Raw genomic sequence first — 24250 nt, forward strand, 5'->3', positions numbered from 1 at the left:
GTATTGGCAAGGAAATCAATGCATAAGGTGCGATTAACGGAGTAATGGCCTAGAAAAGCCTTTCATGAATTTCTTCTACTTTACTTACTTCTTCTATGGTAATGCCGAATTTTCGTTTCGGAATTTTGTTGAGGTTAGACACAAAGATCTTTTCGTAACCTAGTTTTTCGGCTTCAGAAATCCGCTGTTCAATCTGCGAAACCGGCCGCACTTCACCACTCAGTCCTATTTCGCCGGCAAAGCAGAAATGTTCGGAAATGGCCATGTCTTCATTGCTGGACAGAATGGATGCCACTACCGCCAGATCCAGTGCGGGGTCATCTGTTTTAATGCCACCGGTAATGTTCAGAAAGACGTCTTTGGCGCCCAACTGAAAGCCGGCTCTTTTTTCCAGAACTGCCAGCAGCATATTCAGTCGTTTGGCATCAAATCCGGTAGAACTTCGCTGGGGAGTACCATACACTGCCGTGCTCACCAATGCCTGTATCTCCAGCAACATGGGCCGGTTACCCTCCAGCGTTACGGCTACGGAGTTGCCGGAGAGGTCACCGGCTTTTTTGGTAATCAGAATTTCAGAGGGATTTTTTATTTCCTTCAGTCCCTGGGCAATCATTTCATAGATGCCAATTTCTGCGGTAGATCCGAAACGGTTTTTGCTCGCTCTGAGTAACCGGAAAAGGTGATTGCGGTCTCCGTCAAAATTCAATACCACATCTACCATGTGCTCCAACACCTTGGGACCGGCAATCTGGCCGTCCTTGGTAATGTGTCCTACCAGGAAAACAGGGGTATTGGTTTCTTTGGCAAAGTGAATGATCTCATTGGAGCATTCCCGGATCTGCGATACAGAGCCGGGTGAACTTTCTATCTGGCCACTCTGCAGAGTTTGTATGGAGTCGATGATGATGAAGTCCGGCGCCAGTTTTTTGGCTTCATGAAGGATCTTTTCTACAGATGTTTCCGTGAAAAGGTAACAGCCGGGATTCTGAACATCAGTAAGGCGGTCTGCCCGCATTTTAATCTGGGAGGCGCTTTCCTCTCCGGATACGTAGAGGATTTTTTTCTTCATCTTGAGTGCCAGTTGGAGCAGGAGGGTAGATTTTCCGATGCCCGGTTCGCCGCCGATGAGCGATACAGAACCCAGCACGATGCCGCCGCCCAGTACGCGGTTCAGTTCTTCAGAGGGAGTTTTGATGCGGGGTTCCTCATTGGTCTCCACCTCTATGATGTTGATGATATGTTGCCGGGTTTTGGCCGCAAAAGCCGGAACCTGGGATTTTTCTACCACTTCTTCCACCAGGGTGTTCCACTGGTCGCAATTTTTGCACTGTCCGGTCCATTGCGGATACTGCGAGCCACAGTTCTGACAGAAATATGCCTTCTTGAGTTTTGCCATGCTGCGAATTTCGTGAAAAAATATGGTTTGGGACTATAGTTTTTTGAAGTGGCGGGCTGTGATAAAGGTCAGCGATAAAATCAAAGTTGGAGTGGTTCTGCGGTATGGTTTGGCGTGAATAACCCAAGCAACCCTAGTCCTGATTGCAGCGGTTACCCCGCACAGACCGCCCACGGTTAAAACCGTGGGCGGTCTGGAGGAGTATGAGCGGAAAGCAGGTTCCCGACTCCAAATATCATTTTTAATTTGGCGCATCCTTCAAAATCCTTTAACTTTGCACAAACCTAATCTAATGAGTAAAAAGAATACGAAATACATCTTCGTAACGGGAGGTGTTACTTCATCTTTGGGCAAAGGAATCGTCTCCGCTTCTCTGGGACTCCTGCTGAAATCCCGCGGTTTCAGTGTCACCATCCAAAAACTGGATCCCTACATCAATATAGACCCCGGAACGCTGAATCCGTATGAACACGGCGAATGTTACGTAACCGAAGACGGTGCAGAAACCGATCTGGACCTGGGGCACTACGAAAGATATCTGGACGCGCCTACGTCCCAAAATAATAATGTGACCACCGGAAGAATTTACCAAACTGTCATTGAAAAAGAAAGAAGAGGTGAATTTCTGGGAAAAACAGTGCAGGTGATTCCCCATATCACCAATGAAATAAAGCGCAGAATCAAAATCCTGGCCAAGCAGAATTACGACATCATCATTACCGAAATAGGCGGTACCGTGGGCGATATAGAATCCCTGCCTTATATAGAATCTGTGAGACAGTTGAAGTGGGAGCTGGGCGAAAGCAATTCTATGGTGATTCACCTTACCCTGCTGCCATATCTGGCTTCCAGTGGTGAACTGAAAACCAAACCATCCCAGCATTCTGTGCGCCAACTGATGGAAAGCGGAATACAGGCGGACGTACTGGTGTGCCGTACCGAGCATAAAATCCCCAAGGAACAGCGTGCGAAACTGGCACAGTTCTGCAACGTATCCATAGACAATGTGATAGAATGCAAAGATCTGGAAACCATATATGAAGTTCCGCTGTACCTTCAGAAGCAGAATTTTGACGATGTGGTTCTGAAGGAACTGCATCTGAAATCTGACCAGGAAGCGGATCTGAAAGACTGGAAAAACTTCCTGAAACGCTATAAAAATCCGAAAAAATCTGTAGAAATTGCATTGGTAGGGAAGTATGTGTCCCTGCAGGACTCTTATAAATCTATAGCTGAAGCCTTTATCCATGCCGGTGCAGATCTGGAAACCGATGTGAAAATCCGCTGGGTGTACAGTGGTGATCTGCTTGCCGATAATCTGGAGGAAAATTTTGCGGGCATAGACGGAATGCTCATTGCTCCCGGATTTGGTGACCGCGGTATAGAAGGTAAAATTCTGGCCGCACAGTACGCCCGCGAAAAAAATATTCCGCTGCTGGGCATTTGTCTGGGAATGCAGATTATGACCATAGAGTTTGCCCGCAACGTGTTGGGATATGCCAAAGCCAATTCTGTGGAATTTGATAACGCAACACCGGAACCGGTGATTTCTCTGATGGAAGAGCAGAAAAATGTTGTAGATAAAGGCGGAACCATGAGACTGGGTGCATGGAAATGTTCCCTGAAGGCCGGCTCTAAGTTGCATGATGTATATGGTGCGCGGACCATTTCTGAACGTCACCGACACCGCTATGAGTTTAATTCTGAATTCAGAGAGGATTTTGAAAAAGCCGGAATGATGGCCACCGGACAGAACCCTGAAACCGGGCTGGTAGAAACCATTGAGCTGAAAGAACATCCTTTCTACGTGGGGGTACAGTATCACCCGGAGTACAAGAGTACTGTAGCCACGCCACATCCGCTTTTTAAAGAACTGATCCGGAAAGCTGCCGAGAAAAAATAGTAAAAATGCCCGCCGCCGTGCGGGCATTTTTTATTGAGAAATCCGGGATTCTATTCAGAAAAAAATCAGTAATTTTGTGACCTTTAAAATCTGCGGGGAGTTAATCTTCTTTCTTCAGTTTTTTAAAACAACATTAACATATTATATAATGCAGCAAAACAACGGTGTAGACAAACGTCAGATAATCCTCTTCATGCTTTTTTCCCTGATTATGATGGGCGCCATGATTTACTTCAGTGGCAAAGATGCAGAGAAAGCCGCACAGGCTACAGAACCTTCACAAACTGCTACAGTGCAGGACCAGGCAGCCAAGCCGGCCACATTTTCTAACCTGAATGACAGCCTGAAGAGTTCTTCCATTCAAAACGTGGAACTGAAAAATAAAGAACTTACCCTGGTGGTTTCTGCCGTGGGCGGGCAGCTTTCTTCTGTGGAACTGAATGAATATAAAGCCTATAACAGCGATACCGATACCAATGACAAGAAGCTGATGCTTTTTGACAAAAATAATGCAACCTACGGATTCGAGTTCAAGGATAAAACAGGGAAAACCTTTCATACCAAAGATCTTGTTTTTGTTCCGCAGCAAAACGGAAACAGTGTCACCATGCAGGCCAGAGCGAATGGAGCACTTATTGAGTTTGTATATACACTGAAAGACCAGTACACCGTAGATTTTCAGGTGAAAACACAGGGGTTGTCCCAGCTGGTTTCCGGAAATTCTGCCACTTTTACCTGGGACCAGAATGCCAGACAATTTGAAAAAGGCCGTTCCCAGGAGCAGACCCACACCGAATTCGGATATGCCTTTAACAATTATAAAAGTTATGATTATGACGGCAGAACCTCTATGGATGAGCCGGATGAGGTGCTGAACTGGATTTCTGTGAAACAACAGTTCTTTGCGGCAGTTCTGGAAGCTCAGGATGGGTTTAAAAATTCTGAAGGATATCAGGACACCATAGAAGAAGGAGAATTTTTGAAAACCTTCAATTTTACCGGAAAGTCAGAGCTGACAGCCGGGGAATTTAATAAAAACTTTACCTGGTACTTTATGCCGCTGGATCTGAAGCTGCTGAAAACCTATGATAAAAATTTCGATGAATTGCTGCCGCTGGGCTGGTCATTTATTGGCGCCATGAACCGGGGGTTCTTCATGCCTATGTACAACATCATCGCAGGATGGGGACTTACAGCAGGATGGGTAATTTTCCTGATGACCATCATTGTAAAGCTCATTCTCTCGCCCATTATGTTCAAGCAGCATAAACTGAGTGCCATGATGCGGGTCATCCGTCCGGAGATAGACGAAGTGAATGAAAAATTCAAGGGGGCAGATCCCATGAAAAAGCAGCAGGAGATTATGAGTGTGTACCGTAAGGCGGGGGTCAATCAGATGGCAGGCTGTCTGCCGGCACTGGTTCAGATTCCTATTTTCTATGCACTTTTCCGTCTGTTCCCGAACTTTATAGACCTGCGGGGGGTAAGTTTCTGGTTTGCCAAAGACCTTACTGCGTATGATGATGTACTGAAACTGCCGTTTAAGCTGCCGTTTCTGGGTTGGGATCACGTGAGTATTTTCGCGTTGGCGTGTACCGTGGTGATTCTTATCTATACCGTAATGACTTCCGGAAATATACAACAACCACAGCAGGAAGGGATGCCGAACATGAAGGTACTGATGTACATCTTCCCGATTACGTTCTTTTTCTTCCTGAACTCGGCTTCTTCCGGTCTTTCATGGTATTATTTCGTTTCCAATGCGATTAATATTTTTATTATTCTCGCCATCAAATATCTGATTCTGGATGAAAAGAAAATTCATGCCCAGATTCAGGAAAACAAAACGAAAGCACCGAAACCTGAAGGCAAGTTCCAGAAGCGCATGCGTGAAATGATGGAGCAGGCGCAGGAGCAGCAAAGACTGCAGCAGCAGCAACAGAATAAAAAGAAGAAGTAATTGCCTCTTCCACCGAATAGAAAAAGCCGTTTCGCCAAAGAGTGAAACGGCTTTTTGCTTTGTGACGGTGATTGCTTAATCTTAATTGATCAGCGAATCAGCCGGCGCTGTTTAATTCGTTTTTTATGGATTTTCAAAGTCCAGTTCTTCTATGACGGACAGTTCATACTCCAGCCGGAAAGACCGGCGGTGATGAATGGTGGGTCCCAACCGGTTCAGGGCGTCCCGGTGTTGTTTGGTGGCATAGCCCATGTTTTTGTTCCAGCCGTAATCCGGAAATTCCTCGTGAAGTGATATCATAAGGCGGTCCCGGTAATTTTTGGCCAAAATAGAAGCTGCTGCAATGCTCAGAATTTTATCATCACCTTTTACAATGCACTGGTGGGCGATATTCTGATACGGATGAAACCGGTTGCCGTCTACCACAATGAATTCCGGTCTTTTCTGCAGCTGATCCAGTGCCATGTGCATGGCGTGGATGCTGGCATTCAGAATGTTGTGATGATCAATGTAAGCCGGGGGCAGTTCGGCAATGGCAAATTCTGTGGCGTGCCGGCGTATATAGCCGTCAAGTTCCCATCTGACTTTCGCCGTAAGTTTTTTAGAATCTTTTACAAAATAGGGGTCAAAATTTTCGTCCAGAATCACCGCCGCGGCCACCACGGGACCACACAGGCAGCCTCTTCCTACCTCGTCGCATCCCGCTTCAACAGCTGATTTACTGAATTTATGTATGAGTTCCTTCATTGTTGATTGCTCTGCTTGCAAAGGTAGAAAATAATATTCTGCGGGTTGTAAGGTTCGTTTATGGTTTATAAAATCCCTTAATTTGGTGATTTTTAGGTGTTTTTTTGCTGGATACATCATCATTAGCACTTGAGCATCCGGAATCCGCAATTCTGTAACCGTCGGAACCTGCAGTAACCTCTTATGCCCTTATGGTATCCCGCTCTGGCAGGCGGTTTAATGAATTCACGCAATAACGCTTTAATTGTTAAAATTACCTCATTTAAAGATTGTATATCTTACATAATACTTATGAATATTAACAAATTGTTACGAAAACCTTTGGATATGTTAAAAATTTTGGCTTTTTTTGTTTAGTGAAAAATTTAATTTGATATGAAAAAACTTACATCAAGCATTCTGGCAGTGATGCTTACTGCTTCGTTTTCGGTAATGAATGCGCAGCAGGATTCTGTCAGAACTCAGGAGATCGAGGGAGTTGTGGTGACAGCGCTCGGGATCAAAAGAGAGAAACGCTCTCTGGGGTATTCTACCACCGAGGTGAAAGGAGACAATGTGTCTTCTGCCCCGGTAGCCAACGTATCTGACGCTTTGGCAGGACAGGTTGCAGGACTGAATATTCAGCAGTCCGGTACCATGGGTGGTTCTACCAATATGGTCATCCGGGGGATTAAATCCCTTACTTCCAGTAACCAGCCGCTTGTGGTGGTAGATGGGACGCCCATTAACAACTCCAGCTATTCGCAGTCCGGAATTGATTCCGGTGGCGGTGGTTATGACTATGCCAATGGTATGGCAGACATTAACCCGAACGACATTGAAAGTGTAAACATCCTGAAGGGTGCCGCTGCCAGTGTGCTGTATGGTTCTCGGGGTATGAACGGGGTCATCATGATCACCACCAAGAAAGGAAAGCGCAGCCGTAAAATTGGGGTCGAATTTAACAGTTCCACTACGCTGGGCTTTGCAGATAAATCCACATTACCGAAATACCAGCATGAATATGGTGGCGGATATGTAGGTTCTTCTTTCTATGACGTAGATCCGGCTAATGGATATCCGGACATCAACGGTGACGGTATTTTGGATGAAAATATTGTGTATACCTATGACGATGCTTCTTTTGGTAGCGCCTTTGATCCCAATTATCTGGTGTATAACTGGGATTCTCAGTATCCGCAATTGCCGGGTTATCTGCAGCCTACCCCTTGGGTATCGGGCGCAGATCCCAATGTGATCTGGAAAACAGCCGCTACGTTCCAGAACTCCATTGCTTTTTCCGGTGGAAATGACAATGGTTCTTTCCGGCTCGGGTTTACCAATTTCCTGCAAAACGGAGCTTTAGACAACAGTGAAATCAAAAGAAATACTCTGGATTTTTCCGGAGATTATAATTTCACCGAAAAACTGAACGTTTTCGGTAATATCACCTTCTCCAATACCAAAGGTAAAGGACGGGTCTATACCGGATATGAAAGCCGGAACCCTATGCAGGGTTTCAGACAGTGGTGGAATATGTCTGTGGATATGAACAAACAACGGGAAGCCTACCAGCTCACCGGGCAGAATATGACTTGGAACATCAAAGATTTTGAAAGTCAGGATGTAGGCTACACCGATAATTACTATTTCAACAGATGGCAGAATTACCAGACCGATAACCGGGACCGCTATTTCGGGAATTTCGGGGTGAATTATAAATTTACAGACTGGCTCAGCTTCCTGGGCAGATATACGTTCGACAGTTTCAATGAACTGCAGGAAGAACGCGTACAGATCGGGTCATCTGACCAGGGTCGTCTGAACAACGGTGGTAAAGGTGAATATTATTTCCTGAACCACAAGGTGTACGAGATGAACTATGATGCCATTCTGAATATTGACAAGGATTTCGGCGAAGATTTCAATCTTAACGCCAACCTGGGCTTCAATTACAGAAGACAGGGCAGAGTGGGGAACTCTGCAGTGACCAACGGCGGACTGAAGGTTCCGGGTCTGTACTCCATTACCAATACGGCAGAAGCACTTACCGAAAATAATATTGATGATTTTGACATCAAGAAAAGCGTGGACGGGTTATTTGCTCAGGCCAGTCTGGGATACCGCAATATGCTCTTTATAGACGGATCGGTGCGTACCGACCGCTCTTCGGCGCTGCCTATTGATAATATGAGATACTGGTACTATTCCGGATCTGCCAGTATGGTATTCAGTGAATTGTTTGAGAACCGGGATAAAGTCAATTTTGGTAAACTGCGGTTCAATTATGCCAAAGTGGGTAATGATACCGGCGCCTACCAGCTGTGGAATACCTACGTTTTCGTGCCACCGTTCAACGGATCATTTGGTGCTTCGGGACCACAGACTACGAACAACGAATTCCTGAGACCGGAATTTATGACTGAAATTGAAGGTGGTCTGGAGATGGCATTCTTCAGAAACCGTTTGAGTTTTGATGTGTCTGTCTATAAGCAGGTAACGGATGACCTCATTACCCCTACAGACGTTTCTGCAACCTCCGGATTTGCCAGAATGTGGGTGAACTCCGGAAGTATAGAGAATACCGGTATAGAAGCAAGGCTTACCGTACTTCCTGTAAAAACCAACGATTTCTCCTGGGAAATGACCGCCAACTGGGCGACCAATGATTCCAAAGTGACCAAAATCTATGGCGACAGTGACTTCCTGGAATTTGCATCGATGTGGAATGTGACGACTGGTGCGAAACTGGGCGAATCTACCGGAACCATCCGCGGAACCAATTATGTGTATCTGAATGGACAGAAAGTGGTGGGAGCCAATGGTAAGTATCTCGTTTCAGACGATCCTCAGGAAATCATTGGTAATGCTATTCCGGACTGGAGAGGTGGTCTGATGAATACCTTCCGCTATAAAAATGTAAGTCTGAGTTTCCTCCTTGACTTTAAAAAAGGCGGTGATGTATATTCTCAGGATATGGCATTTGGTCTGTCTACCGGACTTTATGAGGAAACTGCGGGACTTAATGATTTGGGCAATCCGGTCAGAAATTCTGTAGCCAACGGCGGTGGTGTTATCCTGCCGGGAGTGAAGGAAGACGGAACTCCAAACGACATCAGAACTCAAATGAGCAACTATACCAATGCCTACGGATACTACGGTGGACCGGAAGCGATGCACGTGTATGACGGCTCTTTTGTGAAACTGAGAAACGTCACCCTTTCTTATAAACTTCCTAAAGAAACATTCGGAAACTCTTTTATTGACAATATGACGCTTTCACTCATCGGCCGGAACCTGTGGATTATCCATAAAAACCTGCCGTATTCTGATCCTGAAGCCGGTCTTACTGCCGGTGGTAATGCCTATGGATTCCAGAATGGTGCACACCCTGCATTCAGAGAAATCGGTGCCAGTGTAAAAGTTGAATTCTAATCTAACCTTTAATCTAAAAGAAATGAAAAAATTTATAATAGGATCTCTTGTAGCTTTTACTTTGTTGGGTTGTACCAATGAAGATTATGCTGCACTGAATGTAGATCCAAAAAATCCTTCTGAAGTTCCTGCCAGTTTTCTCTTTACCAATGGGGTGAAAAGTCTCTTTGACTGGATGGGGTCCACCAATGTGAACCGCAATATCTTCAGGCTCGTGGCGCAGCAGTGGACCGAGACTCAGTATGTGGAAGAAACCAATTACGACATCAGAAACCGCGGTATTCCGGATGCGCACATGACTCAGTTTTATACCAATGTCCTTTATGATCTGAAGAAGGCAAAAGAAGCCGTGCAGGCAGACGAATCGCTGCTGGCGGGAGAGCGGGCCAACCAGACGGCCATGATTACCGTGGTAGAAGTCTATGCCTGGCAAAATTTGGTGGATCTCTTTGGTAATGTGCCGTACTCTGAGGCCTTGCAGGGCGTAGCAGATCCTACCCCGGCTTATGATGATGCCTTTACCATCTATAAAGACCTTTTAACCAGGATTACAGAGGCAGAAGCCAGTATAGATCTGGGCTCTCCTGGATTTGCCAATGATTTTGTTTACGGAAATGATATGGCAGGCTGGAAAAAACTGGCGAATTCTATGAGATTTAAACTCGCCATGAGAATTGCAGATGTAGATCCTGCACTGGCTAAAACCCATGCAGAAGCCGCCTATAATCTGGGACTGATTGCGTCTAATGCAGATAATTTCGTGCTGAACTATGAAGACAATACCGCCAATGCCCACCCTTTGTATGTGGATCTGGTATTAAGCGGAAGACAGGACTTTGTGCCTGCCAATACCTTCGTGGATTATCTGAATGCTCTGGAGGATCCCAGAAGAACCGTATTCTTTGATGACAACAAAACGCCTTATGTAGGCGGGATTTACGGAGATTTTAATTCATATACCAGCTATACCCACATTGGAGATATATTCTTCACCCGTGATTTGCAGGGAGACCTGATGGACCACTCAGAAATTTCCTTCCTGCTTGCTGAGGCGGCCGAAAGAGGTTACGCAGTAGGTTCGCCTGCAGCATTCTACTACACCCAGGGAATTCAGGCGAGTATGGAGTACTGGGGAATTGACGCTGCAGATATTGCCCTCTATCAGGCAAGACCGGATGTGAATTATGCTACAGCACCGGGAACGTGGAAAGAGAAAATCGGAAAGCAGTTCTGGATTGCCATGTACAACAGAGGATTTGAAGGCTGGTCTGTATGGAGAAAATACGATGCACCGGGACTTAATGTGCCTGTGGCTACCGGAAATCCTGTACCCATGAGGTTCACTTATCCGGTACGTGAAACTATTCTGAACGGAGCCAATGTGGCAGCAGCTTCAGCGGCCATTGGTGGCGATGACCAGCAGACCAAACTGTTCTGGGACATTTTTTAACATTTCATATTTTGACATTCATGGGCCACTCCTTCGGGAGTGGTTTTTTTATTTCCGTATATTTGTCACTCAAACATTGACAATGAATATGAAAGACGCACTGCAAAAAAAACTCGCAGAAATTACAGAAAGTCTGTATCAGATCCATGATCTTCCCATTGAAATTCAGGATAATAAAACCGATTTTGAAGGAGATTATACCATCGTAACTTTTCCATTGGTTAAAGTTTTGAGGAAAAATCCGGAGCTGATAGGTATGGAACTGGGCGGTGCGCTTACTGCAGATGATTCTCTGGTAGAGAGTTTTCATGTGGTGAAAGGCTTTCTGAATGTGAAAATGCATGATGCCTCTTTCTTATCAGCATTTCAGGAAATACAGGATAATTTTGACAAAACTGAGGCAAAGAATGAAACCGTTATGGTAGAGTATTCTTCGCCAAATACCAATAAGCCCCTGCATCTGGGGCATATCAGGAATAATCTATTAGGCTACTCCGTTTCCGAGATTTTGAAAGAAGCCGGTTACCGGGTCATCAAAACCCAGATCATCAACGACCGCGGAATTCACATCTGCAAATCCATGCTCGCATGGCAAAAATCCGGCAGCAAAGAAACACCGGAATCTACAGGCCTGAAAGGTGACAAGCTGGTGGGTAATTATTATGTCGCTTTTGATGCGCAGTATAAAAAAGAAATTGCAGCGCTGGTGAATCAGGGCATGGATGAGGAACAAGCCAAAAAGCAGGCACCGGCTATTCTGGAAGCACAGCAAATGCTGCTGGACTGGGAAAACGGGAATCCGGAGGTGCGCACATTGTGGGAAGAGATGAACGGATGGGTCTATGAAGGCTTCGGTGAGACATACCGGCGTCTGGGGGTAGATTTTGACCAGGTGCAGTATGAAAGCAATACCTATATTCTGGGCAAGGATCTTATACAGGAAGGTCTCCGGAAGGGTGTGCTGTACCGCCGCGAAGACGGGTCGGTGTGGTGTGACCTGACTGATGAGGGGCTGGATGAAAAACTTTTGCTTCGCAGCGATGGCACTTCGGTGTACATGACTCAGGATCTGGGAACTGCCGTGGAGCGTTTTAAGGATAATGATATTCAGAAACTGATTTATACCGTAGGAAATGAACAGGATTACCATTTCGTGGTTTTGTTTAAAATTCTTAAGAAGCTGGGATACCACTGGGCAGATCAGTTGCAGCATTTATCTTACGGAATGGTGGAACTGCCGGAGGGCAAAATGAAATCCCGCGAAGGAACTGTGGTAGATGCAGATGACCTGATGCAGGAAATGTATGCCACCGCAAAAGAGAAAGCAGAAGAACTGGGCAAAATGGAACAGCTCACGGATGCCGAAAAGGAAACTTCTTATGAAACCATTGGCATGGGAGCGCTGAAGTACTTCATGCTGAAGGTAGATCCGCGCAAGAAAATGCTGTTTAATCCTGCAGAAAGCATTGATTTTAACGGCAATACCGGTCCGTTTATTCAATATACCTATGCCCGCATTCAGTCGCTGCTCACCAAAGCAGGTTATGTTTCGCAGGAATTGCAGGCGCAAACCAGCATCAACAGCTATGAAAAAGCACTGATTACGGAGCTGTCCAATTTTAAGGAAGTGGTGCGCAAAGCGGCAGAAAGTCTCAGTCCGGCGCTGGTGGCCAATTATGTATATGAGGTGGTGAAATTGTACAATTCATTTTACCAGAACAATCCGGTGCTTACCGCAGATGGCGATCAGAAATCCTTCCGTCTGGCCTTGTCTTATCTCACGGCAAGGACCATTCAGAAATCCCTGGCGCTGCTGGGTATCCGCACGGTAAACCGCATGTAACCACATAAAGAAACCTTCCGGCAACGGGAGGTTTTTTTGGTACCGAAGGCTTTTTCGATTTCAAAAATAATGAAGATATTTACCGGTACAAGGCGGTTTCCTCTCTATCGTTCCATTGCATCGCGTGGTAATAATGTCTTTGCATCGTACATAAGTTTCCGCTGAGCAAAGTCTCCCGACTTTGAGCGGATAAGCAGCTGTTTTTTAGGGCAGAAGAATGAAGCGCCACACGAAAGATTCGTGCGGCAGCAGAGGGGAGCAACAGCCTGTACCTCGGGGTAATGTCCCTTTACCGTGCCCGCTGTGCAAAGTCTCCCGACTTTGCACCAATAAAAAACAACTATCTTTGAAAAAATAAAAGCAATGAAATCCGGCTATGTTATGAGAGAACAGAAAAAGCCACATTTTATTACCTGCACGGTAGTAGATTGGGTTGATGTTTTTTCAAGAAAAATATATCGGGATATTGTCGCTGACACCTTCAATGTTTGGAAATATAATAATTATGATGAGTAAGGAAATGAACGGCTCAAAGTCGGGAGACTTTGCGCAGGGGGATCTTTATTGAGAACTTTACAGTAAAAATTTCAAACCGAGGTATAAAGGCAAAATAACAAAACGATTTGCCCGGTTAACAAAAAAATTCGTAAAACTGAAAATTTCAACCCAAAGGATTATTTAAAATTATTTAAAGGGTTTGAGGATTGACCGGGAGTCTTTCCCGGTTTTTGTTTTTTGGGAAAATAATGTTAAAATTTCAAGATGTTTGCTAATCCAACAAAAAACGCCCTGATAATCAGAGCGTTACCTTAAAATTTGTAGACCCACAGGGAGTTTTTATTTAAACCAATAAAGCAATGTAAGTCATCATTTTGCTGACAGTAAGCAAGTTAGATAATTTTATAAAAACATAAGACATCGTATAAACCATTAAACAATCCCCGATTTAGTCCCTGATTTTAGAAGTGGGGACTAAAAATTTATACTTTAATTTTCTTTCTTAATACGTTTTTTTCCCTTTCCTAAATATCTGGCTTCGTACGCACGGAATGCGGGGGAACGTTTTAGCGTCTGTCCTGTTCGTATAATTGTCATTATGTTACTTGCTGCGGCGGGCGGTGGTTTTATCTGGAAACTTTGCCAACGTCATCACCGCACAAAATAAAACGGACCGAAGCCCGCTTTATTTAGAATTTCATTTTCTGGATCCTTACTGCATTTAAAATGGCAAGAAGTGCCACGCCTACATCGGCAAAGACGGCTTCCCACATCGTGGCTAAACCACCAGCCCCTAAAACGAGAACGATGGCTTTAACGCCAAAAGCCAATGCAATATTCTGCCACACAATCTTTTTAGTCTGCTTCCCAATATTAATAGCCATGGGGATTCTGGAGGGTTTATCGTCCTGAATTACTACATCGGCAGTTTCAATGGTTGCATCACTACCTAATCCGCCCATCGCTATTCCCACATCGCTTAAAGCCACTACCGGCGCATCATTTATTCCGTCTCCTACAAATGCCACCGTTTCATTCCGCGATTTCAGCTCTTTTACTTTAATCACTTTATCTTCCGGCAGTAAATCGCCATAAGCGTTCTGAATACCCAGCTTTTGTGCCACTGCTTTTACCACAGTTGACTTATCGCCACTTAGCATGGTAACATTCACGCCCATGCTTTTTAATTTCCGGATAGTGTCGGCAGCGTCTTGTTTGATGCTATCCGCAATGGTAATGTATCCGGCAAATTTTCCTTCGTAAGCAATGGCAATCAAGGTTTCTACTATATCATTTGGATTAATATCGTATTGGATCTGGAATTTATCCATGAGTTTAAAATTCCCCACTAGCAACTGTTTTCCCTGATACGCTCCTTTTAAGCCGTGACCTGCAATTTCTTCTAAATTGTCCAGAATAATGGTATGGTCAGGTTCCCCCAAGTGGTCATGAATTGCAGTAGCTACAGGGTGAGTTGATGAGTTTTCAATAACATTAACCAGTTTTAAAATAAGATCTTTATCGAATTCCGGTTTAATGTTTACAGTCTGCACTTTGAATACACCCTCGGTCATGGTACCGGTTTTATCCATTACCACATTTTTGATTTCTGACAGAGAATCCAGAAAGTTACTTCCTTTAAATAAAATACCGTTCCGGCTTGCTGCACCGATGCCGCCAAAGTAACCGAGTGGAATACTGATTACCAGCGCACACGGACACGAAATCACAAGAAATATCAGGGCACGGTACAACCAGTCTCTGAAAATATATTCATCTACAAAGAAGTAGGGCAACAGACAGATGCCTACAGCTAGAAATACCACGATTGGCGTATAGACCCGGGCAAATTTCCTGATGAATAATTCTGTGGGTGCCTTCTGTGCTGTCGCGTTTTGTACCAGTTCTAGAATCTTGGAAAGTTTTGAATCTGCATAAGGTGTATTTACTCTCACCTGTGCAACGGTATTCAGGTTGATCATACCAGCAAGGACGGTATCTCCTGTTTGCTTTGTGTCAGGTTTACTTTCGCCGGTGAGTGCCGAGGTATTGAACGAAGCACTTTGGGAAATCAAAATACCATCGAGAGCGAGTTTTTCGCCAGGCTTCAACTGAATAAGGGTGTTAAGTTCAACTTCAGCAGCTTTAACTGTCTGTGGACGATCATTAACTAAAACCGTCACTTCGTCCGGGCGCTGATCCAGCAGTTTAGCGATATTCCCCTTGGCACGCTGAACGGCTAAAGTCTGAAAGACTTCGCCAACTGAATAGAAAAGCATGACCGCCACCCCTTCCGGATATTCGCCAATGGCAAAGGCTCCTATTGTCGCGATAGACATTAAGAAAAACTCCGAAAACACATCCCCCTTCCTGATACTTTCAAACGCTTCTGTCAGAACCGGCACACCTACCGGCAGATAGGCTGCGGCGTACCAAATAATACGCACCCCATCTTTAAACCAGAATTGAGGAATCAGATGATCCATTGCCAGGCCCGCCATTAGGATCACGAATGAGATCATTGCCGGCAGAAAAAGCTGAAAGGTAGACTTTCCCTGTGCAGAATGATCGTGGCCGTCGTCATCGGTATGTTTCCCGCCCGGTTTATGACCGACCTTTTCTGAATTCTTCATTTTTGATGGATTTACTTTTGCATCTACAGCACAGCACGCTTTATCACCCAACTCTTGTGTTAACCGCCGGTCGGCAACCGCATTGATTTTACCTTCTTCTGTGCAGCAAATTTGCTTTCCATCTTTATCGTACTTATGTTTGTGTTCCATGATTACAGTTTAAATTTAATTCCACCATTGAAAGTCCTTCCTTCAGTATGGGTCCAGATTTCGTCGAATGAAGGTGCATTATGAGCACCGTTTACCACGCCTTTATAACGGCTTTGCCGGGTATCCAGAAAATTTTCGACATTAACGAACACAGAAAATCTGCCGAAATATTTTTCGAACATAAAGCCCAGATCCCAGTAGGGTTTGGTAGATGATCCGTTGGTTAGCCTTTGTATGTCTGTGTAATATGCCTCAAGACCTGTTTTGTAATTATCATGTTTTTCCGCCATAAAAATAAGGTTTACCCGGTGGACAGGAACTAATGGAACTATACGGTCTCCCGGAATATAGTCCGCCTTAGTATCAGTATAAGTATATCCGGCAAAAAATTTGAGGAAATCCTTATAAATCAACTTCGCGTTTGTCTCAAAACCACTGCTGTATAACGGTTTGTCTGTATTGGCCAGAGTATATCCCGCGATGTCGCTGCCCCCTAATACAATGGAATTGTTAAGCTTAGTATAGAAGAACATATGATTTATGCTAAAATCCAAATCATCACCAATCATGGTTTTAAAATTGATGTCTGCAGTACCCCCAATGCTTTTTTCGGAAGTAACCCCTGCCAGCGGTTTCAGGTTTTGGTATTGAAAACCTTCAGTCTGTTCGGTAAATGCGGTAGGTGTTTTGTAGCCCAAACCTCCGCCGATACGGCTGGACCATTTTGGCGACAACCGTAGTAACATTGAAATTCTCGGTAATAAAAAGGACTCTGATTCTGTATATAAATCATTGCCGTACTTCACCAGGTCCGCGCGTACTCCGTTTTCAAATTTGACCACGTCAGAAACATCCCAGGTATGTTGAATGTATGCGCCCCCTGTATTTACGGAGAACGACAAATCAGTCTCAGTGCTGTTCAGCCGGTCTTTGAAATGGTCTGTAACATAATTACCTCCCAAAATAATTGTTTGGTTCGGGAGTGTTTTAGACCATGATAAATCCGAATAATAATTCTGATTTAATCCTTTAAATGCATAGTCCGAAACCTCAATCGTTCTGTTAAAAAGTGAATATGCTGATTTGAATTCGATACGGGAAGTTTCCGAAAACGGTTTACTGAACTCTAATGTCGCAGTGTTCCGAAATGTTTTATTACGTTCAAAATAGGAATGCTCCGCGCTTCGGTTTCCTTTGATAAATTCCATATCTCCGCCAAGCCTGTTGCCTGTTGTAAAGGCATTTCCTACAATCAGGTTGGCTTCGCCCGGTAAATAGAAGAACACTTTAGGATGTATAGTCAATTCCTTTGAATTGGGAAGTTCGGTGAAGTCATCTTTATCGATATCATATTCTTTTTGGCTGTTATATAGCGCAAGGAAAGTATAACCCACACGCTTATCCCTTTGCGACGAAAAAACGCCCAGATTATAGAGGCCTGTATTGGCTGCATTCAAAAGAATATTCAGATCCTGTTCTTCTTTCGGTGTACGGGACACAAAATTGATCACCCCTGCAATTGCGCCGGCTCCATATAGCGTTGAGGAGGGTCCTTTTATGATTTCGACCTGTTTTAAATCTAAAGGAGGAATTTCGAGGACGCTTAATCCGTTTGCAAAATTCCCGAACGAGGGGAAGCCATCCTTTAGTATCTGCGTATAACGCCCGTCCAGTCCCTGAATCCTGATGCTTGCATTCGCGGACGTTGCGGACGTCTGCTGTACAGCGATTCCTGTACTTTCGTGGAGGATCATGGCTACATTAGAGGGCCGCATGTTCGACTTTTCATCAATCTCCTCGAGGTTGATCGTTTCTACCCTGGTGGGCGTATTGGCGATGGTTCGTGATGATCTTGTAGAGCGAAGGATGATTTCTTCGATTTCATCTTCTCTTTCGTGCTGCACGGTATCTTGTTGTGCGGACACATGGTTGCCCAACAGCATCATTGCTGCGGCAAGTAATAATTTTCGCATGGAAATTTAAGTTAAATGTTAAACAATAAGACTGGCATTGCTTAACACAACCTGGGAGGCTGCCAGATACCGGCATTGAAAAGGAGACTGTAACCGTATCCTGATTCAGTAATATCTGCTTTTACTAAAAGAAAAATTTTTTCAGGAAGTAAGTTTTTAATTTGCGAAACAGCCATTGACATACCGCAACAGTTGCACACGCAGAAGGGAGTACAAAGATCCTCATGCTCATCCTGACCCTGCTCCAGATGAACATCCTCCGCCATACATACTTTCTCGCCTAAAAATTTGGTCGTATCACTACATGGTACTACGGTAAGTGCCAAAAAAAACAGGGCTAAAAGAAATGCGAAAATTTTCACGGTGCTAATTTAGGAAAAAAAATATTACTACTTTTATGAAAGTAGAGAGAACGCAAGATTTCGGAGACGAAACTTATAAATACCGGCAAAGTCATAATTTTGATGAAGTGGAGTGCGTTGAATCCTTTGGAATACAATACTTGCTTTTTAACGCCCCTTTACTTATAAAAGAAAGTGCAGCGGACGTTATTTTTTCAACTGCACTCTTCTCAAAATCTAATCTCCGAAAACTTTTTTAGTAATTCAAAGTAATCCCTGCACCCCAGCTCATATCGCTGTCGTAGTGTGTGGAGATTCCGATATTTTTTGTGACGATATATTTAAGACCTGCCATATATTCTTTGTCGGTATTGACCATGAATGCCCCGCGCAAACGCGCAGTCAATGGAATGTCTTCACGTTTCAGCTGGAACCTTACAATTCCGTCTGTAAATATTTCTGCCTGCAGGTCCACCAACATCGGGAGTTTATACATGATACCAGCGCTGAAAGTTTTTCTTTCATCTTTAGTAGATGCCTGTCCAAAAAGGTTTTTTTCAATATTATTCCTGTCAATCTTTCTATAATGATAGTTAAATCCGATAAATGGTTTCAGCCACTGCATACGGTCCACATACCTGCCGAGTTGGGTTTCCACCTCGTAGCCGTGATGGGGATTGTAACCTAAACGCCATTCTGTTCCCAATTCCCAGCGGGCATTTGAGATCCTCGCCATCCCGTCGTTACCATTAGTAGCAAAATCGTTTTCGGCCATAAGGTGCCACATATTGCTCTCACGCTGCAGCTTTTTATAAGCCGATGCTTTATCCGGCAACAGAGGATTCTGATAATCCCCCACAGCAAGCACCCTGTTCATACCCGCCATCATGTGATAGAGGATGTGACAGTGGAAGAACCAGTCCCCATCCGTTTTTGCTTCAAATTCTATGACATTGGTTTCCATGGGCATAACATCCAACACATTTTTGAGGGGTGCCTGAACACCATTTTTGTTGAGTACGCGGAAATCAAATCCGTGCAGGTGCATCGGGTGACGCATCATTGAGTTATTGAAAAGGGTAATGCGGAGAATTTCCCCTTTCTTCACCAATATTTTGTCCGATTCTGCCAGGACTCTATCGTCCATGCTCCAAACGTAGCGGTTCATGTTTCCCGTAAGGGTAAACTTGAGCTCGCGCACGGGACTGTCTTTCGGGAGTGAAGTGTCATAGGGCGACTTCATCATTCCGTAATTCAATGTCGTAATCCCTGACGCAGGCATCTGGTGCTTTGAATGATCCATTTCCGCATCATTGTTGTCCATCTTGTCCATTGGCATTGCTTCATTATTTTCAGCAATAATCTCAGGGTACATCACCTGATTCATATCCATAGTCTGGTAACTCATCTCCATGCCCATATCCTTCATGTCACCGTTCATCTTCATCATGTCATTCATCATCCTCATTCCTTCAAAATATTTGAGTTTGGGTAATGGTGCCTGGGCTTTTTTAATTCCTTCGCCAATGTAAACGGAAGCCGATTTTGTGCGGTCTTCGGGCGTAACAAGGAGCTCGTAGGAGGTGTTTCTTTCAGGAATTTCCACTACGATATCCACTGTTTCGGAAACCGCCAGGATCAGGCGATCCACTTCGACCGGTTCAATATCCAATCCATCACTGGCCACTACTTTTATTTTTCCTCCGGCATAATTGAGCCAGAAATAGGAGGAAGCACCACCGTTGGCGATTTGAAGCCGAACTTTATCACCGGCTTTATATCGGGAGAGTTGACTTTCGATTTTACCGTTAATCAGGAATGCATCATAATACACGTCGCTCACGTCCATGGCCAGCATCCGCTTCCACTCGTTGGTGAGTTTTGTTTTAAAGTGGCCTTCTTTAATGGCTTCGGCATAACTTTGAGTACTGCCTTTTTTAATAGCAAACCAGTCGTTCGCATTGTGGAGCATCCGCTGGACGTTGTTGGGGTTCAGGTTTGTCCACTCGCTCAGGATAAGGTGCTCTGTGGGCAAATCATCAATCCCCGGCCGGAAAGTAGGATCTTCGGGACGTTTTTTCAGAATCATCATCCCATACATTCCAATCTGCTCCTGCAGGCCAGTATGTGAGTGATACCAGTGGGTTCCGTTTTGGATGATCGGAAACGAATACGTGTAGGTTGAATGTGGTGGAATGGGTTTCTGGGTAAGCCAGGGAACCCCATCTTCTTTATTTGGAAGATGAAGACCGTGCCAGTGCAGAGAAGTTTCTTCGTCCATTAAATTATGGACAATAACTTCTGCCGTATCTCCTTCATAAAACTCCAGCTTTGGCATCGGAATCTGACCGTTTACCGCTATGGCTCTTTTCTCCTTACCCGCAAAATTCACGAGTGTATCTTTTACATAAAGATGATACGTCACTTTGCGCCCTCCTTTCAGGTTTTTTTCAGGCATCGGCATCACCATTTTGTGTTCACCATCCATTTGGGTACTTCCGTGTGCAGAATGATCTTCTTTTTTTTCTTGAAGGACCAGATTCATTCCGCATTTCGGACACTGTCCGGGTTTGTCCGATATCACCTCGGGATGCATCGGGCAGGTGTACATCTTTTGCGCTTCTTCATGCTGATGCGCATCTGAAGTTTGATGTTCCGGGGTTTTGCCGGTAGACTGATGCCGGCCGCTTTCCTTCTGAGGGACCAGATTCATACCGCACTTGGGACACTTTCCGGGTTTGTCCGAAACCACCTCGGGGTGCATCGGACAAGTGTACATCTTTTGCGCTGCTTCATGCTGATGCGGAGCAGGTGTTGAATGTTCGGGCGTTTTGATGCTCGCTGGGTCTTTCGGTACTGCTTTAGTCTTTGGCATCACCGGTTTTTTAACTTCCGTTACCGTCTTTGTTTTTGCAGCGGTAATTTCAGGTTTCTTACCCGTAGTTTTTTTAACTACGGTGGCCTTTTTAGGAGCGGGCGCGGATTTGGCCGCCGTTTTTTTCTCAGTAACGGTTTTCTTCACCAAGGTCATACCGCAAATGGGGCAGTTACCGGGTGCTGATTTCACGACCTGCGGATGCATCGGGCAGGTGTACACGGTTTTGGTGCTCTGTGAATAACTGTTTATGGACATTGCCATAAATAGAAAGAGCGAAAATATATATTTCATCTTGTGATTATTTAATTTTTAACAAACTTGCATTAAGTGCGACCACGATGGTACTGACACTCATCAGCACTGCGCCCATGGCGGGACTCAGGACAAATGTGGGATACAGAACACCCGCAGCAAGTGGAATAGCCACGACGTTATAGCCCACTGCCCATACGAGATTCTGGATCATCTTGTTGTAGGTTTTCTTTCCAAAATCTATCATTTTCACCACGTCTCGAGGGTCACTATTGACCAGAATAATATCTGCGGTTTCGGCAGCAACATCAGTTCCGCTGCCAACTGCAATGCCTACATCTGCTGCTGCCAAAGCCGGTGCATCATTTACGCCGTCTCCTGTCATGGCAACGATTTCTCCTTTATCCTGAAATTCTTTTACTTTTTCCTGTTTGTGGTGCGGAAGTACATTTGCCAAATATCCGTCCATTCCTAACTGCTTTGATACCGCCGCCGCTACCTTTTCGTTATCACCTGTAAGCAGGAATGATTTAATGTTCATGCTTCGAAGTTGGTCAATAGCTTCTTTTGCGCCTTCGCGAATGGTATCTGCTAAAGAAACAATACCCACGGGCACGTCATCAATCAGAATAAAGTTCACTGTTTCTGCATCCTGGTTGATTTCTTCCGGAATGGCAGGTACCTGTTTATTGTTTTTAACAAAATAATTAGGACCAGCCGCGACAACCGATTTACCGTTTACGATTCCTGTCACTCCAATTCCCTGCATGTAGCGGAAATTGTCTGACTTCCATAGCTCCAGTTTTTTCTCGGAAAGGGTCTGCATGATTCCTTTTGCAATGTGATGTTCGGAGTTCTGCTGCACTGCTGCTGCATACTGGAGTAAATCGTTTTCCGAATAGTGTTCCGTTAGAGGAATGATTTTCTGCACAGTGTGGGAACCTTTCGTAAGGGTGCCGGTTTTATCGAAAATAATGGTCGATAATTTTCTGGTGGTTTCAAAAGCCGTGCGGTTTCTGATGAGTAAACCATTTGTCGCTGAAAGTGTAGTGGAAATGGCCACCACCAGAGGGATTGCCACTCCTAAAGCATGAGGGCAGGCCGTTACCATTACCGTTACCATCCGTTCCAGAGCAAAAGCCAAATCTCCCATGGTGATGTACCAGTAAGCGAAAGTTCCTACTCCCACCACAATTGCTACTATAGTAAGCCATTTGGCTACTTTATCCGCCAGATTCTGAGTGTTCGACTTTGCTGCCTGCGCATCCTGAACCAAATTAATGACCTTATTGAGGTACGAATCCTTCCCAACCCCTGTTGCTTTTATCTTTAAAGCCCCGTCTCCATTGATAGACCCTGCGATAACCTTTCCACCGGACTCTTTTCTTACAGGAACACTTTCTCCGGTCAGCATGCTTTCATTTAAATAGGAACTGCCCTCGACAATCAGACCGTCGGCGGCGACTTTTTCGCCCGGTCTTATGATTACAGTATCTCCGTTTTTCAGCTGTTCCAGTTTTATTTTAACCGGACTTCCGTTCTGCTCGACGGTTACGTCATTTGGTAGTAAGGCAACTAGAGATTGCAACGCTTTTGAAGCAGCCATCTGCGAACGCATCTCGAGCCAGTGCCCAAGAAGCATGATCACAATTAAGGTGGCAAGTTCCCAGAAGAAATCCATGCCCGGCAGCCCGAATACGACTGCAACGGAATAGACATAAGCTACAGTAATTGCCAAAGCAACGAGCGTCATCATTCCAATGGCGCCGGCCTTCACTTCGCCGAAAAATCCTTTGAAGAAAGGCATCCCACCGTAGAAATAAATAATGCTTCCCAAAACCAGAAGTACATATTTATCACCGTTAAAAGCAATTGTGAAACCGAGCCACTGCTGAATCATATGAGAAAGCAGAAGGACCGGAACGGTAAGTGCCAAAGAGATCCAGAATCTTTTTAGAAAATCCGGAGTATGATGACCTGCATGTTTGTCAAATCCCGCCGCCGAACTATCAGATTCTGAGTGATGGCCATGATTCTGATGATGATGGCTGTGTTCGTCTTTTTCAGGTCGGGCGGTTCCTCCCAAGGGAATTAAGTTCATTCCGCAAAGTGGACATTTCCCCGGTTCGTCCTTCAATATCTGGGGATGCATGGGACAGGTGTATTTTTTCATAATTCAATTTTTTTGCGTTAAATTCTGCTATTTGAGATTACTTCCGGGTTTGAAGTTCCTTAATTTTCGCCCTCATGACGGCAATTTCTTCCTCCTGTGCTTTGATAATTTCCTCGCCCAACTTTCTCACTTCCGGATCGACCAGATTACTTTCTTCGACCATAAGAATAGCCCCTGCATGGTGTGGAATCATGGACTTTAGAAACTGGACATCTCCCACGGCTGTCTGCTGCCGGATCCCGGACCAAAACAGCACCATCATCAGCACTCCGAGGCCCATAAGAATTTTATTGAGTTTTTTGTTGGGATACATCTTCCCCATTAACAGCAGTTCGATGATTAACATAGGAGAAGCCATCAGGCCTGCCATATATAACTGGTTTATGTTTGGAATTACGTTAGCCAGCTTGTCCACCATCGCATACATTAGTATAAACATTGAAATAAAGGAAATCAGAAGCATCCAAAATAACTTTTTGTACGCGCCGCCGTGATCCATTTGTCCATTTTTTTGTTCTGAATCCATATCGTGTGCGGAATGAGTTTTCCCCGAAGCGCTATGGTCCGGAGAAACTTTGTGGCTGTGCTTTGAATTGTTCATTGAAATGTTTTTTTTAATTTAGTTAAACGTAAAGACTT

The 24250-nt window shown here is 44.7% G+C and carries 13 protein-coding genes and 1 pseudogene; 5 read left to right on the top strand and 9 right to left on the bottom strand.

The annotated features are described in order from the left end of the window. Positions 1-49 precede the first annotated feature (49 nt). Positions 50-1396, bottom strand: a complete 1347-nt coding sequence (radA, locus tag LKO26_RS06895) for a DNA repair protein RadA (protein WP_227587124.1) — start codon at positions 1394-1396, stop codon at positions 50-52. A 292-nt stretch (positions 1397-1688) separates the two neighbouring features. Here radA and LKO26_RS06900 point away from each other — a divergent pair, with 292 nt between their 5' ends. Both LKO26_RS06900 and yidC read left to right on the top strand, forming a co-directional pair. After that, a complete protein-coding gene (locus LKO26_RS06900; RefSeq protein WP_227587125.1) occupies positions 1689-3299 on the top strand; it encodes a CTP synthase in 1611 nt (536 codons plus the stop codon). Positions 3300-3447: 148 nt separating this feature from the next. Beyond that, positions 3448-5259 carry a membrane protein insertase YidC gene (gene yidC / locus LKO26_RS06905; RefSeq protein WP_227587126.1) on the top strand — a complete coding sequence of 604 codons (1812 nt, stop codon included), beginning with the start codon at positions 3448-3450 and terminating at the stop codon, positions 5257-5259. 123 nt (positions 5260-5382) lie between these two features. Here yidC and LKO26_RS06910 read toward each other — a convergent pair whose 3' ends face one another. Continuing rightward, positions 5383-6006, bottom strand: a complete 624-nt coding sequence (locus LKO26_RS06910) for a ribonuclease HII (protein WP_227587127.1) — start codon at positions 6004-6006, stop codon at positions 5383-5385. 375 nt (positions 6007-6381) lie between these two features. Between LKO26_RS06910 and LKO26_RS06915 the strand changes: the two genes are divergently transcribed. From LKO26_RS06915 to argS, 3 genes are all read left to right on the top strand, one after another. Next, the gene (locus tag LKO26_RS06915; protein ID WP_227587128.1) at positions 6382-9420 is read left to right on the top strand and encodes a SusC/RagA family TonB-linked outer membrane protein; all 3039 of its coding nucleotides are present in this window, start codon (positions 6382-6384) and stop codon (positions 9418-9420) included. 22 nt (positions 9421-9442) lie between these two features. Beyond that, complete coding sequence (locus LKO26_RS06920; RefSeq protein WP_227587129.1) at positions 9443-10870, top strand: SusD/RagB family nutrient-binding outer membrane lipoprotein; 1428 nt, start codon at positions 9443-9445, stop codon at positions 10868-10870. A gap of 82 nt (positions 10871-10952) precedes the next feature. After that, positions 10953-12713, top strand: a complete 1761-nt coding sequence (gene argS, locus LKO26_RS06925; protein ID WP_227587130.1) for an arginine--tRNA ligase — start codon at positions 10953-10955, stop codon at positions 12711-12713. Between the two features lie 1187 nt (positions 12714-13900). Here the strand turns inward: argS and LKO26_RS06930 are convergent. The 7 genes and pseudogenes from LKO26_RS06930 to LKO26_RS06960 all read right to left on the bottom strand — a co-directional run bounded on the left by LKO26_RS06930 (position 13901) and on the right by LKO26_RS06960 (position 24212). Continuing rightward, positions 13901-15994, bottom strand: a complete 2094-nt coding sequence (locus tag LKO26_RS06930; RefSeq protein ID WP_227587131.1) for a heavy metal translocating P-type ATPase — start codon at positions 15992-15994, stop codon at positions 13901-13903. 2 nt (positions 15995-15996) lie between these two features. Then, on the bottom strand, positions 15997-17967 hold the full coding sequence (locus tag LKO26_RS06935; RefSeq protein WP_227587132.1) for a TonB-dependent receptor plug domain-containing protein: 1971 nt from the start codon (positions 17965-17967) through the stop codon (positions 15997-15999). A 41-nt stretch (positions 17968-18008) separates the two neighbouring features. Further along, on the bottom strand, positions 18009-18329 hold the full coding sequence (locus LKO26_RS06940; RefSeq protein WP_227587133.1) for a DUF6660 family protein: 321 nt from the start codon (positions 18327-18329) through the stop codon (positions 18009-18011). 235 nt (positions 18330-18564) lie between these two features. Next, complete coding sequence (locus LKO26_RS06945) at positions 18565-21087, bottom strand: multicopper oxidase domain-containing protein (protein WP_410681580.1); 2523 nt, start codon at positions 21085-21087, stop codon at positions 18565-18567. 273 nt (positions 21088-21360) lie between these two features. Then, positions 21361-21477: pseudogene (locus LKO26_RS12815) on the bottom strand (hypothetical protein); the annotation flags it as partial. Positions 21478-21484: 7 nt separating this feature from the next. Next, the gene (locus tag LKO26_RS06955) at positions 21485-23611 is read right to left on the bottom strand and encodes a heavy metal translocating P-type ATPase (protein WP_227587134.1); all 2127 of its coding nucleotides are present in this window, start codon (positions 23609-23611) and stop codon (positions 21485-21487) included. 37 nt (positions 23612-23648) lie between these two features. Next, complete coding sequence (locus tag LKO26_RS06960) at positions 23649-24212, bottom strand: DUF305 domain-containing protein (protein WP_227587135.1); 564 nt, start codon at positions 24210-24212, stop codon at positions 23649-23651. Positions 24213-24250: the final 38 nt, after the last annotated feature.

Origin of the sequence: Chryseobacterium sp. MFBS3-17 (assembly GCF_020687745.1) — a bacterium.
Classification (GTDB): Bacteria; Bacteroidota; Bacteroidia; order Flavobacteriales; family Weeksellaceae; genus Marnyiella.

What these genes read in the sequence shown, in the direction of transcription:
- LKO26_RS06910 (WP_227587127.1), bottom strand. Translation starts at nt 6,006, where the DNA reads ATGAAGGAACTCATACATAAATTCAGTAAATCAGCTGTTGAAGCGGGA.
- yidC (WP_227587126.1), top strand. Translation starts at nt 3,448, where the DNA reads ATGCAGCAAAACAACGGTGTAGACAAACGTCAGATAATCCTCTTCATG.
- LKO26_RS06920 (WP_227587129.1), top strand. Translation starts at nt 9,443, where the DNA reads ATGAAAAAATTTATAATAGGATCTCTTGTAGCTTTTACTTTGTTGGGT.
- argS (WP_227587130.1), top strand. Translation starts at nt 10,953, where the DNA reads ATGAATATGAAAGACGCACTGCAAAAAAAACTCGCAGAAATTACAGAA.
- LKO26_RS06955 (WP_227587134.1), bottom strand. Translation starts at nt 23,611, where the DNA reads ATGAAAAAATACACCTGTCCCATGCATCCCCAGATATTGAAGGACGAA.
- LKO26_RS06930 (WP_227587131.1), bottom strand. Translation starts at nt 15,994, where the DNA reads ATGGAACACAAACATAAGTACGATAAAGATGGAAAGCAAATTTGCTGC.
- LKO26_RS06900 (WP_227587125.1), top strand. Translation starts at nt 1,689, where the DNA reads ATGAGTAAAAAGAATACGAAATACATCTTCGTAACGGGAGGTGTTACT.
- LKO26_RS06960 (WP_227587135.1), bottom strand. Translation starts at nt 24,212, where the DNA reads ATGAACAATTCAAAGCACAGCCACAAAGTTTCTCCGGACCATAGCGCT.
- LKO26_RS06945 (WP_410681580.1), bottom strand. Translation starts at nt 21,087, where the DNA reads ATGTACACTTGTCCGATGCACCCCGAGGTGGTTTCGGACAAACCCGGA.
- radA (WP_227587124.1), bottom strand. Translation starts at nt 1,396, where the DNA reads ATGGCAAAACTCAAGAAGGCATATTTCTGTCAGAACTGTGGCTCGCAG.
- LKO26_RS06935 (WP_227587132.1), bottom strand. Translation starts at nt 17,967, where the DNA reads ATGCGAAAATTATTACTTGCCGCAGCAATGATGCTGTTGGGCAACCAT.
- LKO26_RS06915 (WP_227587128.1), top strand. Translation starts at nt 6,382, where the DNA reads ATGAAAAAACTTACATCAAGCATTCTGGCAGTGATGCTTACTGCTTCG.